This is a genomic window from Pseudomonas putida W15Oct28 (assembly GCF_000708715.2).
Lineage (GTDB): Bacteria > Pseudomonadota > Gammaproteobacteria > Pseudomonadales > Pseudomonadaceae > Aquipseudomonas > Aquipseudomonas putida_R.
The window spans coordinates 17,234-33,190 of record NZ_JENB01000023.1; the positions used below are offsets into that span (position 1 = coordinate 17,234).

The following is a 15,957-nucleotide window of genomic DNA, read 5'->3' on the forward strand; positions in this document are numbered from 1 at the left end:
CCTCCTCTCAACGGCAGGGGCGGAAAGTGGCGAGAATGGCGTGTTGGCCGGTGATTCTCGTTTCCAGGTTCTGCAGCCCGGCCATTTGTGCGAGCTGGATCACCTCATGCTCTGATCGATAATCTGGCAGTGAACCCAACAGCCAGTAGATCAACGCGGTCAGTCCCCAACCTGCCGGTTTATTCTCCACCAGGCAGAAAAGGCCGTGGTCTTTGAGCACTCGACGGACCTCATTCAGGCTGGCGGGCTTGTCAGCCCAATGTCCGAACGACATTGAGCACACCACCAGATCCATGCTTTGCGAAGGAAATGGCAAAGCCTCAGCAACGCCCATAACGAACGAGGCGAAGGGGCGTCGCCTTTTGGCCTCGTCCACCATGCCTTGGGCCGGGTCGATGCCCTCGAAGCGCGCATCGGGCCATTGGGCCAACATGCGTTCGATGAGTGCACCGGTACCGCACCCGATGTCCAGAACACGCTCCGGGTTTGAAGTGCAAAACCACCGGCACATGACGCGCAGGCATTCGTCGTGGGCCAGGCTCAGCTGGCCACCGTACTTCTCTTCATAAGTTGGCGCAATGCGGCTGAACGTATGCACAAAACCTGGATTACTATTTCCTTTTCCACCACCAAACACACTGGGCATTATTGAACATCCCCATAGCAACAGTTAACCAGCAACGAGCCTAGTAGAGAAAATCCGTCTCGTGCAAATAAATTAAATGAGTGAAGCCAATCGGAACTTAACACCCTGAAATCCAGTAGTTTTAAAAATGTTTCTTGGCGACCCCGAACTATCCGAGCATGTTAATAGGGTATCGGGCTTACTCACGTTACCCTAGCCCTCGGGCCGCCATCTTGAGGCGCTGCAATATCTTGTTACCCAGCCGCGCTTGACTCTCACCTCAGAGGAGCAATCATAGGACCAACTACTACAGCAACAACAGCAACAACAGCAACAACAGCAACAACAGCAACAAGCGGCAACATAAAGATCACCCACGCCAAGCAATCATATAGAGCTTGAGCTAACCACGACAAATATTAAAACGCTTATCTCATTACCAAGGAGGGTATTTGGGCCACGGAGAGGTATAGAGTGAAAGCTTCACTACGCCAAACGGTTCTCTGTTTACAAGCGTCTATCGACCCCAACTTGCCTGGCTTGGTGCTTGAGGTCGCTTTTCATGTCATTACCGATCTTCCCACCCGGGAGCTTGTATCGCGTATCGAAAAGGTGGCCGAGCGCCATGCCGTTTTACGGCAGCGATTTGTCATGCGCAAGGGCAGTTACTGGATTGAACAAGCGCGTGCACAACAGCGACGCTACTGCTTGGTCCGCACCTGTGAGGAAGCTTCGGCCGAAGCACTGCTGGCGTCCAACCGCGAGCCTATCAGGGTTGAGTCAGAGCGTTTGTTTCACGCCGAAGTCGTGGAGCAACGCGACGGGCAACGTTATTTGGTGTTTAGAATTCATCACGCCATTGCCGACCTGTGGTCAATCGGCCTGCTGATCCGGGATTTTGCCGAAGGCTGCAAGGACCGATCCAGCGTCACGCGGGTACCAACACAGACAGCACCCGTGATCGACCGTGAGTTCTGGCGACAGCAAATGTCTCAAGACGCATCGTTTTCTTTACCCGTGGCCTCCCAGGTCGCACGTACCAACCGATGCAAGCCGCTATCTTCCTTTGTCATCGATCAGGAGAGTACCGCCGCTCTTTCCCGGCTGGCCAGGGCCTGCGCCACCACCTCCTATACTGTTTTGCTAGCCGCGCAGGTATTAGCGCTGTCCAGGCTCGGCCAGAGCCACCGCCTGTCGCTCGCAGTGACGTTCCATGGCCGCAATCGGAGCAACAAGGACGCGGTGGGATACTTTGCCAATACGCTTGCCGTGCCTTTTGATGTAAGTGAATGCACCGTGACCGATTTTATCAAGCGTACTGCACGACGCTTGGCTGAAGCGTCTAAAGCCAGCGTCGGGGCGGGTCACCCTGAATTGGCAGAGTACATGGCGGGAGAGGGGCAAGCACCGAGCCCCCGTCCAATGCAGTGATCTTCCAACAGAATATGCCAGGCATGCCGAGAGGACTGGCTGCAGCCCTGCTAGGGTTGGGCACGGTGCAATTGGGAGAGATGGCGCTGACCGCTGTAGAGCCACCGCCCAGCATCGGCCCCTTCGCCACTGCACTGCTGCTTACGCGCCACGACGACAAACTGCATGGCCGGGTCGAGATTGATCCTGGGCAGCATCCTGCTTGGCTGGCAGATGCAATAGCCACACAGTTCGCCACGATCCTGCAGAAAATGGTGCGTGATCCCCAAGTCAGGCTATCAGCCTTGCCAGCTTGTCTGTTGCCCCCGCCAGCAGATCAAGGCCAAGCGAGGCCAGGGCCTGCCTCCGAGACGATGGTAGCCGCCTTTCTTCGACAAGTCGCCATCGATCCCGACAAACCCGCGCTGCTTGTACCTCAGACCACCGTCAGCTATGGCGAGCTGGCCAGTCAAGTAGGCAAGCTCTCGGCAGCCATACGCCTTCGCGGATTCAAGCCTGGTCAAAGCCTTGCAATACTCCTGCCTCGCGACATCCATCTCGTCCCGACGCTGTTGGCGGTCATGGCCTGCGGCGGGAGTTATGTACCCCTTAGCGAAGCAAACTCCGTAGCGCTGAACCGTTCAATCCTGGCCCAGGCGCGCTGCCAAGCGATCCTCACGGACCAGAAAGGCGTGACGCGTTTCGCCCATCTGGCGCCCTGCTGGTCCTTGAGCGACCTGCTGGCGATGGCCGATGCGCAGTTACAGGACCAGTCCAGGCTTCACGACAAGGCTTACATCCTGTTTACCAGCGGCTCCACCGGGCAACCAAAAGGCGTGGCAAAGCCTTGAAGCCAATCGGGTTGGTGAATGAAACCGACGAAGGTTTTTACTTGACACTACTGGGCGCCAGCCTGACACATGACGCCTTTGCTTCCGCTCAGCCCAGTGCTTTGTTAATCAACAGCGAAATGGGCCAAGCCTGGCGTGCCATGACGCATACAATCCGAACAGGCGAGTCCAGCTTCAAGATGCAGTATGGCATGAGCCTGTTCGAATATTTCGAAAAGCCCCCGGAACGCCGGGCTGTCTTTGACCGTTCCCAAAACATGGGGCTGGACCTGGAGATCCCGGAAATACTGACAAACATCAGCCTGCATAACGGTGAACGCATTGTCGATGTGGGGGGTGGTTCAGGACATTTGCTAATGCACATGCTGGACAAGTGGCCAGAAAGCAAAGGCACACTCTTCGATTTACCCGTCGCAGCAAAAATTGCGCAGCAACATCTGCGCAATCACGGGAAAACTGGCTGCTTTGACATTGTCGCCGGGAGCTTCTTCGAAATCCTGCCGGGCAATGGCAGCATTTATCTGCTGTCGCACGTATTGCACGACTGGGGTGACGAAGACTGCCAGGCTATATTGGCCACATGCCGGAAGAGCATGCCGGATAATGCGCAACTGATTGTGGTGGACTTGCTGATTGACCCCAGTGAGCGTACCCAACTCAACGCCACTGGCGCGATGATGGATCTTTACATGCTGTCTTTGTTCGGTGTCGCAGGGGGCAAAGAGCGCAGCGAGGCTGAGTTCAGAGCCCTCATTGAAAATAGCGGGTTTATCGTCAAGCAAGTAAAGCATTTACCCAGTGGAAACGGAATTATCTTCGCAGCTCCTGAGAAATGACCACATTCTGCCTCGCCACGCTGCAGAGGGCAGTTCATTAACTAGCTTTTCCCGCCTTGAATAATAAAAAGGAAAACACATGTCGACACTGATCTATTACGTAGCCGCCACCCTGGATGGTTATATCGCCACAGAACAACACAAACTGGATTGGCTAGAAGACTTTGCGCTGGGGGATGATGCAACACCGTACGACGATTTTTATCAGACGGTCGGGGCAGTGGTCATGGGGTCGCATACTTACGAATGGATCATTTCGAACGCTCCCGATGAGTGGCCCTACCAGGATGTACCCACCTTTGTGATGAGCAACCGAAGCCTGCCAGCCCTCGCCGATCTTGACATAACCTTCGTACGCGGTGATGCCGGGACCATCGCGGCAAGGGCCAGGCAAGCGGCGAGGGGCAAGAATGTCTGGGTGGTGGGTGGCGGCAAAACGGCAGCATGTTTTGCCGACGCAGGGGAACTGCAGCAATTGATCATCACCACCATTCCGGTCTTTCTCGGCACCGGCATTCCTCTACTGCCCGTTAGCCGTGCGCTTGCTGTCGTTCTCAGAAAACAGCGAACACTGAAGAGCGGCGCCCAAGAATCCGCCCTGGATGTGAAAACGGAATAACACCGGTAAATCCAAAACACAGCGTCGTTCCCAGGGGAGAAACCAGTGAAGCGTTCAGTAATGATTTCATGTCTGCTGGCCGTTGTCGCATTCGCGAGTGTCCATGGGGTACAGATCGTGAAAACCGCGACCCTGACAGCCGCCGACTCTCGCGATAGCGCCTATCTGAATGTGCGCAGCGACCTAGGTGTCATCGCCGCCGCCCCCCACCCTACCGCATCACCACAGCAGGCCGTTGTTAGGCGCTATTTACAGGAAACGATTGCAGGCATGGGGTACCAAGTGGTTGAGCAACCCTTTCGATTTACCATAGAAAGCATGGTGAACCGGCAGAAAATGATTTACGCCGAACTGAACGAGTACCAGCGCCAGGCATTCGATGCCGAGCTTACACGGGTGGGCGCGGACAGTTTTGAAAAAGAAGTGCGAATTCGCTCTGGCTTGCTGGAAGGCGACAGCGGTCAGGGAGTCAACCTGATAGCCTCACGCCGCGTTCCGGATGCGACCGCGACGGTCCTGTTCGTGGCGCATTACGACAGCGTCGGCACAACCCCCGGGGCTAGTGACAATGGAATGGCCGTCGCTTCGATACTCCAACTGATGCGGGAAACCGTTACCGGTAGTGAGGCCAAAAACAATGTTGTATTTCTGTTCACCGATGGCGAAGAACTGGGCCTGCTAGGAGCCGAGCATTATGTATCGCAGCTCACTGCTGCGGATCGCGAAGCCATAGCTCTGGTGTTGAACTTCGAAGCCAGGGGTAATCAGGGCATCCCTTTGATGTTCGAGACTTCGCGGAAAGACTACTCCTTGGTCAGGACCCTGAACGCAGGGGTGAGAGACATCGTATCCTTCTCGTTCACGCCCCTGATTTACAAGATGCTGCAAAACGACACGGACTTTACCGTGTTCCGGAAAAACAACATCGCTGGATTGAACTTTGCGGTCGTGGAGGGTTTTCAACACTACCACCGCATGAGCGACACGGCGGAGACCCTAGCTCCTGAGACCTTGTTTCGCTACCAGAAGACAGTGCGTGAAGTGGGAGACCACTTTATCCACACAAGCGATTTATCTTCCCTGAGCGCTGACGAGGACGCTATCTACTTCCCACTGCCGGGCGGCACGCTACTGATACTGCCCTTACCCGCCATGTATGGGCTTGGCGTCTCTTCGTTCTTGCTCTGCGGGCTTTGGGCGCAACGCTGCCGCACTCGCCGAAAGGATCAAGATAACAACACCGGGCTGCGCCCCATTGCGGTTACCCTCCTGGGCATTGCCTGCGCAGCACTTGCCATCTACGTCCCCAGCATCGCCTATCTAATCGTCATCCCCAGTCTGTTTCTGGCTTGCGCCATGTCGTTACGAAGCTTTTACATCTCTTATTCGCTCTTGGTGCTGGGCGGTTACGCCTGCGGGATACTTTACGCGCCCGTCGTGTACCTAGTTGCTTCAGGCCTTGAAATGCCAGTCATTGCAGGGGGAATTGCACTCATCCCACTCTGCCTGCTGGCTGTGGGGCTGGCCGGAGTCATCGCACGCTCGGCGAGTTCCCATCTGAGTCACCAAACTAGTAACCGTAGCGCTCGCGGCCCCACTGCAAGGTGGCTTCCAGCAAGCGACACAAGACCGACTGAGTCGGTTGCGCCAGCTGCTCGCGATAAGTAAAAGGTTCTATCTCATCCATATAAGTGCTTTGCGCCAGCTCCAGCTGCACGGCATGGATGTGGTTGGCCGGGTCGCCGTAATGCCGGGTAATGTGCCCACCCTTGAAGCGGCCATTGAGTACATGGCTGTAGTTTCGAGCCTCGGCACATACGCCCTGCAGCCGTTCGGCCAACACCGGATCGCAACTGGCGCCATTGAAGGTACCCAGGTTGAAGTCGGGCAACTTGCCATCGAACAGGTGCGGGATGTGCGAACGGATCGAGTGGGCATCCCACAGCAGTGCGTAACCAAACTGCTCGCGCAACCGGTCCAGCTCGCGGCGAAGGGTGCCGTGATACGGGCGCCAGATCTGCTCCAGGTAGCGTTGCCGTTCTTCGCCAGACGGCGTCAGCCCCTCCTTGAACAGCGGCTCGCCTTCGAACAGCGTGGCCGGGTACAGGCCCGTGGTGGCGCCGGCGTACAGCGGCTTGTCGTCATCCGGGCGGTTCAGGTCGATAACGAAACGCGAGTACTGCGCGGCTACCACGCTGGCGCCCATGTCGCGGGCGAAGTCGTACAGCTGCGGGATGTGCCAGTCGGTGTCCGGCAAGCTGCGCGCCTCGTCAACCAGGCCGTCGCGCACGGCGTCGCTCAGGCGCAGGCCGGCGTGCGGCATGCTGATCAGCAGCGGCAGGCGGCCTTGGTGAAAACTCAGTACCTTGTCCATCGTGCCTCGCTCAGTTGGAGATTTCGTGGCCCTTGCGCACCACGCGCTTGGGCAGGTCGCCGCCCAGCCAGTAGGCCAGGTCGGCGGGGCGTTCGATTTGCCAGGCGACGAAGTCGGCCACCTTGCCCACTTCCAGCGAGCCGTGGCTGTCGCCCAGGCCCAGCGCCGTGGCGGCGTGCACGGTGACGCCGGCCAAGGCTTCTTCCGGCGTCATGCGGAAACAGGTGCAGCCCATGTTCAGCATCAGCCGCAGCGACAGCCCTGGCGAAGTGCCGGGGTTGAGGTCGCTGGCCAGGGCAATCTTCACCCCGTGGCGGCGCAATGCGTCCATGGGCGGCAACTGGGTTTCACGCAGGAAGTAGAAGGCGCCCGGCAGCAGCACGGCGACCGTGCCGGCTTTTGCCATGGCAATGGCGTCCTCTTCGGTCATGAACTCCAGGTGGTCGGCCGACAGCGCCTGGTAGCGTGCCGCCAGGCTGGAGCCATGCAGCGACGACAGCTGTTCGGCGTGCAGCTTGACCGGCAGGCCCAGCTCGCGCGCCTTGATGAACAGCCGCTCGACCTGGGCCGGGGAGAACGCCAGGTGTTCGCAGAAGGCATCGACCGCATCCACCAGGCCTTCGGCGGCCAGGGCCGGCAGCATCTCGTCACAGATGTGCGCAATGTAGTCGTCAGCCCGGCCGGCGTACTCCGGCGGCAGGGCGTGCGCAGCCAGGCAGGTGGCGCGCACCGCCAGCGGCAGCTCGTCGGCCAGGCGCCGTGCCACGCGCAGCATCTTGCGCTCGTTGACCAGGTCCAGGCCGTAACCGGACTTGATCTCGATGGTGGTCACGCCATCGCGCATCAGCGCCTGCACCCGCTGGCGGGCACTGGCGAACAGCTCGTCCTCGCTGGCCGCGCGGGTGGCCCGCACGGTGCTGGCGATACCGCCGCCCTGTGCGGCGATTTCGGCGTAGCTGACGCCTTGCAGACGCTGCTCGAACTCGCCGCTGCGGTTGCCACCGAACACCGCGTGGGTGTGGCAATCGATCAGCCCGGGGGTGACCCAGGCGCCGCCCAGGTCCACCGTGCGGTCAGCGTCGACCGGCGCCAGCTCGGCGCGTGGGCCGATCCATTCGATCAGCCCGGCGCTGGTGACGATGGCCGCGTCCTCGATGGCCGAGTAACGGCCCTCGGCCATGGTTGCCACATGGCAATGCTGCCAGAGGGTTCTCATGCACAATCTCCTTTGCTAGCGGTGCAGCTCGACCGGTTCTGCTACCGGCTGGCCCTGCCCTGCACGCGGCTTGCACCACAGCAGGTAGGACGCCACCAGGAACACCACCCAGATCACGCCGACGATCAACGCCGCCTGGGTGTCCGGGAAGTAACCGAGCACGCCAAAGATGAACACCATGAACGCAATGGCCATGGCCGGGCCGTATGGCCAGAACGGTACCGGGAACTTGAGCTGGGCCACTTCTTCACGGCTCATGCTGCGGCGCATGGCCACCTGGGTAAGCAGGATCATCAGCCACACCCACACGGTGGCGAAGGTGGCGATAGAAGCGATCAGCAGGAACACGTTCTCCGGGATCAGGTAGTTGAGCAGCACGCCGATCAACAGTGCGGCGCCCATCACCACCACGGTCATCCATGGCACGCCGTGTTTCGACAGCTTGCCGAAACTGCGTGGTGCATGGCCTTGATGGGCCAGGCCATACATCATGCGGCCAGCACCAAAGATGTCACTGTTGATGGCCGAGATCGCGGCGGAAATCACCACCACGTTCAGCACCGCGGCGGCAGAGCCAATTCCCAGGTTGCTGAAGATCTGCACGAACGGGCTACCTTCGCTGCCGATCTGCGGCCACGGGTACAGGCACATCAGCACGAACAGGGTGAGCACATAGAACAGCAGGATGCGCAGGGGCACGGCGTTGATTGCCTTGGGGATGACCCGCTGCGGGTCCTTGGCTTCACCGGCGGTCACGCCAATGATCTCGATGCCGCCGAAGGCGAACATCACCACCGCAAAGGAGGCGATCAGCCCGCTTACGCCATTGGGCATGAAGCCACCATGGTCGAACAGGTTGCTCACACCGACGGCATGCCCGGTACCCACCTGGCTGAAACCGAAGGCCATGATGCCGAGGCCGGCCAGGATCATCGCGACAATGGCGCCGACCTTGAGCAGCGACAGCCAGAACTCCATCTCACCGAACACCTTGACGTTGCACAGGTTGAGTCCGCCGATCAGGAAGACAATGCCCAGCACCCAGATCCAGCGGGCCACTTCCGGGAACCAGAAGCCCATGTAGATACCGAAGGCGGTAACGTCGGCGATGGCGACGATGACCATCTCGAAGGCGTAGGTCCAGCCGAGGATGAAGCCGGCCATGGGGCCGAGGTAGGTGCTGGCGTAGTGGCCGAACGAACCGGCCACCGGGTTGTGCACGGCCATTTCGCCGAGGGCGCGCATGACCATGAACACGGCGGCGCCGCCAATCAGGTAGGCCAGCAGCACGGCCGGGCCGGCCATCTGGATGGCTGAGGCGGAGCCGTAGAACAGCCCGGTTCCGATGGCCGAACCGAGGGCCATGAAACGGATGTGGCGGGCATTTAGCCCGCGCTTGAGACCTTGAGCTTGTTGCATGTCACGTCCTTAAATTGTTTTTGTGGTCGTGAGATCAGGGGGCTGCCTTGCAGCCCATTCGCGGCGGTTCGGCGCCCCGACACGCCCGCTCCCACAGGTACAGCAGTGGCCGTGAAGGCTGCGGTACTCCTGTGGGAGCGGGCGTGCCCGCGAAGGGCCGCATAGCGGCCCCAGGGGGCATTACAGGCTTGGCAGCACACCTGCCGGCAGCAAACCGGTCAAACTACCCTTGGCCAACAGTTCCACAGCCTTTTCGATGTCCGGCGCGAAGAAACGGTCACGGTCGTAGTGCGCCACTTCGCTGCGCAGCGCCTGGCGGGCTTTCTCCAGCTTGACCGAAGTCTTCAGGCCTTTGCGCAGGTCCAGGCCCTGGCAAGCGCCCAGCCATTCGATGGCCAGTACACCACGGGTGTTTTCGGCCATTTCCCACAGGCGCTTGCCGGCAGCCGGCGCCATCGATACGTGGTCTTCCTGGTTGGCCGAGGTCGGCAGGCTGTCGACGCTGTGCGGGTGCGACAGGGCCTTGTTCTCGCTGGCCAGGGCGGCAGCGGTGACCTGGGCGATCATGAAGCCGGAGTTGACCCCACCGTTTTCCACCAGGAACGGCGGCAGCTGGGACATGTGCTTGTCCATCATCAGCGAGATGCGGCGCTCGCTGAGCGAACCGATTTCGGCGATGGCCAGGGCCAGGTTGTCGGCGGCCATGGCCACCGGTTCTGCGTGGAAGTTGCCACCGGAAATCACGTCACCTTCGGCTGCGAACACCAGCGGGTTGTCCGACACGGCGTTGGCTTCGATGCCCAGCACCTCGGCGGCCTGGCGCAGCTGGGTCAGGCACGCGCCCATGACCTGCGGCTGGCAGCGCAGCGAGTACGGGTCCTGGACCTTGTCGCAGTTCTTGTGCGACAGCGACACTTCGCTGGAATCGCCCAGCAGGTCGCGGAAGCAGGCGGCGGTGTCGATCTGGCCACGCTGGCCACGCGCTTCGTGAATACGCGCATCGAACGGCGAACGCGAGCCCAGTACGGCTTCGACGCTCAGGCCGCCGCAGGCAATGGCCGCAGCGTACAGGTCTTCGGCATAGAACAGGCCACGCAGGGCATAGGCGGTGGACGCCTGGGTGCCGTTGAGCAGGGCCAGGCCCTCTTTGGCAGCCAGGGTCAGCGGTTCGAGGCCGGCAACCGCCAGGGCTTCGGTGGCCGACAGCCACTGGCCCTTGTAGCGGGCTTTGCCTTCGCCCAGCAGCACCAGCGACATGTGCGCCAGCGGCGCCAGGTCACCGGAAGCACCCACCGAGCCTTTCAGCGGGATGTGCGGGTAGACTTCGGCGTTGACCAGGGCGATCAGCGCGTCGATGACTTTGCGGCGAATGCCGGAGAAACCACGGCTGAGGCTGTTGATTTTCAGCACCATGATCAACCGCACCAGGTCGTCATCCAGCGGCGCACCGATACCGGCGGCGTGGGACAGCACCAGCGAGCGCTGCAGGTTTTCCAGGTCGTGGCTGGCGATGCGGGTCGAGGCCAGCAGGCCGAAACCGGTATTGATGCCGTAGGCGGTGCGGTCTTCGGCAATGATCTGCTCGACACAGGCGACGCTGGCGTCGATGGCCGGCGCGGCGCTGGCATCCAGTTGCAGGCGCACAGGGGCGGCGTAGATTGCGCGCAGCTGGGCCAGGGTCAGGGTGCCGGGCTTGAGGGTGAGTTCGGTCACGTTACTACTCCAAATCGCGTGGAGCCGCAGGCCCGTTCGTGGGTGCCTGCGCGCTCCTTCTTGTTGTTCAGTATCACCCCTTGCAGGGTGCGATCCAAAGCGTGGCAATCAGCCAGTGATCATCGGCAGGTCCAGGCCCTGCTCCTTGGCGCAGTCGATGGCGATGTCATAACCGGCATCGGCGTGGCGCATGACGCCAGTCCCTGGGTCGTTGGTCAGTACACGGGCGATGCGCTCGGCGGCTTCATCGGTGCCGTCGCAGACGATGACCATGCCCGAGTGCTGCGAGAAGCCCATGCCCACGCCACCACCGTGGTGCAGCGACACCCAGGTGGCGCCGCCTGCGGTGTTCAGCAGGGCGTTGAGCAGCGGCCAGTCGGACACAGCGTCCGAGCCATCACGCATGGCTTCGGTTTCGCGGTTGGGGCTGGATACCGAACCCGAGTCCAGGTGGTCACGGCCGATCACGACCGGCGCCGACAGCTCGCCGCTGCGGACCATTTCGTTGAAGGCCAGGCCCAGCTTGGCGCGCAGGCCCAGGCCAACCCAGCAGATACGGGCCGGCAGGCCCTGGAAGCTGATGCGCTCGCGGGCCATGTCCAGCCAGCGGTGCAGGTGGGCGTCGTCGGGGATCAGTTCCTTGACCTTGGCGTCGGTCTTGTAGATGTCCTCGGCCTCGCCAGACAGCGCCGCCCAGCGGAACGGGCCAACGCCGCGGCAGAACAGCGGGCGGATATAGGCAGGCACGAAGCCCGGGAAGTCGAAGGCATTGGCCACGCCCTCTTCCTTGGCCATCTGGCGGATGTTGTTGCCATAGTCGAAGGTCGGCACGCCCTGCTTCTGGAAGTCCAGCATGGCCTGCACGTGCACGGCCATCGACTGCTTGGCAGCCTTGACCACCGCAGCCGGTTCGGTCTGCGCGCGGTCGCGGTACTGTTCCCAGGTCCAGCCGGCAGGCAGGTAGCCGTTCAGGGGGTCGTGGGCGCTGGTCTGGTCGGTGACCATGTCCGGGCGCACGCCACGCTTGACCAGCTCTGGCAGGATTTCGGCAGCGTTGCCGTGCAGGGCGATGGAGATGGCCTTGCCTTCGGCGGTGTACTTGGCGATGCGCACCAGGGCGTCGTCGAGGTCGGTGGCCTGCTCGTCGACGTAGCGGGTTTCCAGACGGAAGTCGATGCGGCTCTGCTGGCATTCGATGTTCAGCGAGCAGGCGCCGGCCAGGGTGGCAGCCAGCGGCTGGGCGCCGCCCATGCCGCCGAGGCCCGCGGTGAGTACCCACTTGCCTTTCAGGCTGCCGCCGTAGTGCTGGCGACCGGCTTCGACGAAGGTTTCATAGGTGCCCTGGACGATGCCCTGGCTGCCAATGTAGATCCAGCTCCCGGCGGTCATCTGGCCGTACATGGCCAGGCCTTTGGCGTCCAGTTCGTTGAAGTGTTCCCAGTTGGCCCAGTGCGGTACCAGGTTGGAGTTGGCGATCAGCACGCGCGGGGCATTGCTGTGGGTCTTGAACACGCCGACTGGCTTGCCCGACTGCACCAGCAGGGTTTCGTCGTCTTCCAGGCGGGTCAGGGTTTCGACGATCTTGTCGTAGCATTCCCAGTTACGCGCGGCGCGGCCGATACCGCCGTACACCACCAGTTCTTTCGGGTTTTCCGCAACCTGTGGGTCGAGGTTGTTCATCAGCATGCGCAGTGGCGCTTCGGTCAGCCAGCTTTTGGCGGTCAGCTTGTTGCCACGTGGGGCACGGATTTCAACGTCACGGTATTTGTTGTTGTCGGTCACGGGAAAGGTCCTCTGCGGTCGTCCGCGGGCGGGTATGTCGTGGTCAATATACAAACACACCTTTACTTGTATGTACAAGCATGGACAACCAAAATATTCGGACTGGTCCCCTAGCAGGCTGGAAAAGCCGGGGCCGCTTTGCGGCCCTTTCGCGGCACAAGGCCGCTCCTACAGGGGAGCGCGCCAGCCTGGGCAAACGCGATCTTTGTAGGAGCGGCCTTGCGTCGCGAAAGGGCTGCAAAGCAGCCCCGGCTATCTCATCGTGAAATGAGTTCGATCAGGCAGAACCGCCCCTGAACCTCCAGCCCCAGCAACTCGTCGTTGCCCTCCAGCCGCAGGCAGTCATACAACCCCAACCGCTGCACCTCGCGCCCCGCCAGGGTCACTTCCACCTGGCTGCTGGCCGCAAACAACAGCACCGTCGACGCCGAGCTGTACAACCGGCTGGTGCCATCAAACCACTGCAACCGCGCCCGGTAGCGCTGCGGGGCATAGATCAGGTTGAAATCGCGGATCGGCCCGCCCAGCAGCTTGCAACTGACCTGGCTTTCGCCGCTGAAGGCAAAAGCATCGAACGGCAGCAACGGCCGGCTGGGCTGGCCATCGACCAACAGGCGCATGCCATCACCCTGCAGCACGGTGATGATCCGCTGGTAACCGGCGAAGGTGGAAAAGCCGCCAGACTCTTCGATATCGGCAATCGACAGGCGCCAGCCAAAGCCGTCCAGGCCCTCGCCACTGTCGCGGGTGATCTCCTCGGTGAAACCGCCACCGTTCTTCCACGGCATGCGCGGGTAATCCTGCGCGCGCAACAACTGCAGCTGGCTCATTTGCTGAAACGTCCTTCCAGGCGATGACGGGAACCGGGGTGGATCAGCCGCGCAGCGGTTACCGGCTGACGGCCGGACCAGGTGCGGCGGCGGATCAGCAGGCAAGGTTCGCCCCGCTCGATCTGCAGCAGGCGGCATTCTTCCGGCTCGGCCAGAATGGCCTCGACCACGTGTTCACCCTCGGTCAGCGGCGCTACCTGGGACAGGTAGGCGTAAGGCGTCTGCCGGGTGAAATCCTGCTTGAGATAGTCGGGTGCGATTGCGGCGTTGACGTAGCGGTCCTCGATCTGCACCGGCACGCCGTTCTCGAAATGCACGATCAGCGAGTGGAACACCCGCTGGCCTTCGCGCATGTCCAGGGCCAGGGCCCGCTCGGAACCGGCTGCTTCCTCGGTGAGCGTGATCACCTGGCAGCTATGCTGGTGACCACGCGCGGCAATTTCGTCGGCAATGTTGTTGACTTCGAACAACGCCGAACGGCCCTTGGGCTCGGCCACGAAAGTGCCGACCCCTTGCATGCGCACCAGCAGGCCGTCGGCCGTGAGTTCGCGCAGGGCACGGTTGATGGTCATGCGGCTGAAGCCCAGCTCGTTGACCAGTTCACTCTCCGAGGGGACCCGGTGATGCGGCGGCCAGCTGCCGTTGTCGATCTGCTGGATGATCATCTGTTTGACCCGGGCATACAGCGGCGCCGGGCCCTCGCCCATCTGGGCAACCAGCGCGGAGACAGGAGGTGTCGGCACGGCGTTGGATCCTTGTGCATAGGGAATGAGCGGTAGCTTGCCGCAGTTTACCCGGCAGGCAAACGCCTGTATATGTATATACAAGTTAACAATAACAGGATTTCACCGATGTCCGCCTACTTCGCCGAACGCGCTTTGCTACCTACAGGCTGGGCCAGCCATGTCCGTATCGAGGTCGCCAGCGATGGCCATGTGACCCGCATCGAGCCGGGTGCTTCGGCCGAAGGCGCCGAGCGCCTGGCCGGCCCGTTGCTGCCCGGCATGCCCAACCTGCACTCGCATGCCTTCCAGCGCGCCATGGCGGGCTTGGCGGAAGTCGCCGGCAACCCCAACGACAGCTTCTGGACCTGGCGCGACCTGATGTACCGCCTGGTCGGGCAGATCAGCCCGGAGCAGCTGCAGGTCATCGCCCGCCAGCTGTACATCGAAATGCTCAAGGCCGGCTATACCTCGGTGGCCGAATTCCATTATGTACACCACGACCAGGCGGGCAAGGCCTACGCCGACCCGGCCGAACTGTCCCGGCGCATCAGCGCGGCTGCAACCGAGAGCGGCATTGGCCTGACCTTGCTGCCGGTGCTGTACAGCCATGCCGGGTTCGGCGGCCAGGCACCGAACGACGGCCAGCGGCGCTTCATCAACACCACCGAACAGTACCTGCAACTGCAGGCGCAACTGGCCCCGCTGCTGGCCGCGCAATCCGCGCAGCAACTGGGCCTGTGCTTCCACTCGCTGCGTGCGGTGACGCCGGCGCAGATCGCCGAAATACTGGCGGCCAGCGACAAGCAATGCCCGGTGCATATCCATATCGCCGAACAGCAGAAGGAAGTGCAAGACTGCCTGGCCTGGAGCGGCCTGCGCCCGCTCCAGTGGCTGTACGAGCATGTGGAGGTGGACCGCCGCTGGTGCCTGGTACATGCCACCCATGCCGAGCCGGATGAGGTTACCGCCATGGCACGCAGTGGCGCGGTGGCCGGGCTGTGCCTGACCACCGAGGCAAACCTGGGCGACGGGATTTTCCCGGCGGTGGACTTCCTGGCCCAGGGCGGGCGCATGGGCATTGGCTCGGACAGCCATGTGTCACTAAGCGTGGTCGAAGAACTGCGCTGGCTGGAATATGGCCAGCGCCTGCGTGACCAGCGACGCAACCGCTTGTACCGTGGCGACCAGCCGATGGTTGGGCGCACGCTGTACGACGCAGCGCTCGCGGGCGGTGCACAGGCACTGGGGCACGCGGTCGGGGCGCTGGCCGTGGGCAAGCGCGCCGACTGGCTGGTGCTTGATGGCCAGGACCCCTACATCGCCCTGGCGGATGGCGATGCCATTCTCAACCGCTGGCTGTTTGCTGGAGGGGATCGCCAGGTGCGCGATGTGATGGTGAATGGGCAATGGGTGGTGCGCCAGGGGCGGCATGCACAGGAAGAGGAAAGCGCGCGGGCGTTTACCGGGGTGTTGCGGCAGCTCTTGGGTTAAGTGTACTGGGACTGCTTTGCAGCCCTTCGCGGGCACGCCCGCTCCCACAGGTTCTGCGCTAAACCC

At 61.6% G+C, this 15,957-nt stretch carries 14 protein-coding genes; 6 read left to right on the forward strand and 8 right to left on the reverse strand.

Annotated elements, in window-relative coordinates; translation table 11 throughout:
- Positions 1-7 precede the first annotated feature (7 nt).
- Positions 8-646, reverse strand: a complete 639-nt coding sequence (locus tag AK81_RS17045) for a class I SAM-dependent methyltransferase (protein WP_081042088.1) — start codon at positions 644-646, stop codon at positions 8-10.
- A 453-nt stretch (positions 647-1,099) separates the two neighbouring features.
- Between AK81_RS17045 and AK81_RS17050 the strand changes: the two genes are divergently transcribed.
- From AK81_RS17050 to AK81_RS17070, 5 genes are all read left to right on the forward strand, one after another.
- A complete protein-coding gene (locus tag AK81_RS17050) occupies positions 1,100-2,056 on the forward strand; it encodes a condensation domain-containing protein (protein ID WP_043200614.1) in 957 nt (318 codons plus the stop codon).
- Positions 2,057-2,136: 80 nt separating this feature from the next.
- A complete protein-coding gene (locus AK81_RS17055) occupies positions 2,137-2,886 on the forward strand; it encodes an AMP-binding protein (protein ID WP_160325559.1) in 750 nt (249 codons plus the stop codon).
- 14 nt (positions 2,887-2,900) lie between these two features.
- Positions 2,901-3,722, forward strand: coding sequence for a methyltransferase (locus AK81_RS17060; protein ID WP_154100808.1), 822 nt, complete (start codon positions 2,901-2,903; stop codon positions 3,720-3,722).
- 79 nt (positions 3,723-3,801) lie between these two features.
- Positions 3,802-4,341, forward strand: coding sequence for a dihydrofolate reductase family protein (locus tag AK81_RS17065; RefSeq protein ID WP_043200616.1), 540 nt, complete (start codon positions 3,802-3,804; stop codon positions 4,339-4,341).
- Between the two features lie 45 nt (positions 4,342-4,386).
- A complete protein-coding gene (locus AK81_RS17070; RefSeq protein ID WP_154100809.1) occupies positions 4,387-6,009 on the forward strand; it encodes a M28 family metallopeptidase in 1,623 nt (540 codons plus the stop codon).
- Here the strand turns inward: AK81_RS17070 and hutG are convergent.
- The 7 genes from hutG to hutC all read right to left on the reverse strand — a co-directional run bounded on the left by hutG (position 5,912) and on the right by hutC (position 14,382).
- Positions 5,912-6,715 (reverse strand): N-formylglutamate deformylase, encoded by an 804-nt coding sequence (hutG, locus tag AK81_RS17075; RefSeq protein WP_043200618.1) that lies wholly within the window; start codon positions 6,713-6,715, stop codon positions 5,912-5,914. The genes AK81_RS17070 and hutG overlap by 98 nt on opposite strands.
- A gap of 10 nt (positions 6,716-6,725) precedes the next feature.
- The gene (gene hutI, locus AK81_RS17080) at positions 6,726-7,931 is read right to left on the reverse strand and encodes an imidazolonepropionase (protein ID WP_043200619.1); all 1,206 of its coding nucleotides are present in this window, start codon (positions 7,929-7,931) and stop codon (positions 6,726-6,728) included.
- Between the two features lie 15 nt (positions 7,932-7,946).
- Positions 7,947-9,350 (reverse strand): amino acid permease, encoded by a 1,404-nt coding sequence (locus AK81_RS17085; RefSeq protein WP_043200621.1) that lies wholly within the window; start codon positions 9,348-9,350, stop codon positions 7,947-7,949.
- Between the two features lie 180 nt (positions 9,351-9,530).
- Positions 9,531-11,063: a histidine ammonia-lyase gene (gene hutH / locus AK81_RS17090; protein WP_043200622.1), complete on the reverse strand. Its 1,533-nt coding sequence runs from the start codon at positions 11,061-11,063 to the stop codon at positions 9,531-9,533.
- Between the two features lie 108 nt (positions 11,064-11,171).
- A complete protein-coding gene (hutU, locus tag AK81_RS17095) occupies positions 11,172-12,845 on the reverse strand; it encodes a urocanate hydratase (RefSeq protein WP_016502006.1) in 1,674 nt (557 codons plus the stop codon).
- Between the two features lie 257 nt (positions 12,846-13,102).
- Positions 13,103-13,675 carry a HutD/Ves family protein gene (locus tag AK81_RS17100; RefSeq protein ID WP_043200624.1) on the reverse strand — a complete coding sequence of 191 codons (573 nt, stop codon included), beginning with the start codon at positions 13,673-13,675 and terminating at the stop codon, positions 13,103-13,105.
- Positions 13,672-14,382 carry a histidine utilization repressor gene (gene hutC / locus AK81_RS17105; protein WP_169725194.1) on the reverse strand — a complete coding sequence of 237 codons (711 nt, stop codon included), beginning with the start codon at positions 14,380-14,382 and terminating at the stop codon, positions 13,672-13,674. Before hutC ends, AK81_RS17100 begins: the two co-directional genes overlap by 4 nt.
- A gap of 144 nt (positions 14,383-14,526) precedes the next feature.
- Here hutC and AK81_RS17110 point away from each other — a divergent pair, with 144 nt between their 5' ends.
- Positions 14,527-15,891 (forward strand): formimidoylglutamate deiminase, encoded by a 1,365-nt coding sequence (locus tag AK81_RS17110; protein WP_043200625.1) that lies wholly within the window; start codon positions 14,527-14,529, stop codon positions 15,889-15,891.
- Positions 15,892-15,957 lie beyond the last annotated feature (66 nt).

Excerpts from the sequence above, each read along its gene's own strand:
- hutG (WP_043200618.1), bottom strand. The coding sequence starts at position 6,715 with ATGGACAAGGTACTGAGTTTTCACCAAGGCCGCCTGCCGCTGCTGATC.
- AK81_RS17055 (WP_160325559.1), top strand. The coding sequence starts at position 2,137 with ATGGCGCTGACCGCTGTAGAGCCACCGCCCAGCATCGGCCCCTTCGCC.
- AK81_RS17100 (WP_043200624.1), bottom strand. The coding sequence starts at position 13,675 with ATGAGCCAGCTGCAGTTGTTGCGCGCGCAGGATTACCCGCGCATGCCG.
- AK81_RS17065 (WP_043200616.1), top strand. The coding sequence starts at position 3,802 with ATGTCGACACTGATCTATTACGTAGCCGCCACCCTGGATGGTTATATC.
- hutI (WP_043200619.1), bottom strand. The coding sequence starts at position 7,931 with ATGAGAACCCTCTGGCAGCATTGCCATGTGGCAACCATGGCCGAGGGC.
- AK81_RS17085 (WP_043200621.1), bottom strand. The coding sequence starts at position 9,350 with ATGCAACAAGCTCAAGGTCTCAAGCGCGGGCTAAATGCCCGCCACATC.
- AK81_RS17110 (WP_043200625.1), top strand. The coding sequence starts at position 14,527 with ATGTCCGCCTACTTCGCCGAACGCGCTTTGCTACCTACAGGCTGGGCC.
- AK81_RS17045 (WP_081042088.1), bottom strand. The coding sequence starts at position 646 with ATGCCCAGTGTGTTTGGTGGTGGAAAAGGAAATAGTAATCCAGGTTTT.
- hutC (WP_169725194.1), bottom strand. The coding sequence starts at position 14,382 with ATGGGCGAGGGCCCGGCGCCGCTGTATGCCCGGGTCAAACAGATGATC.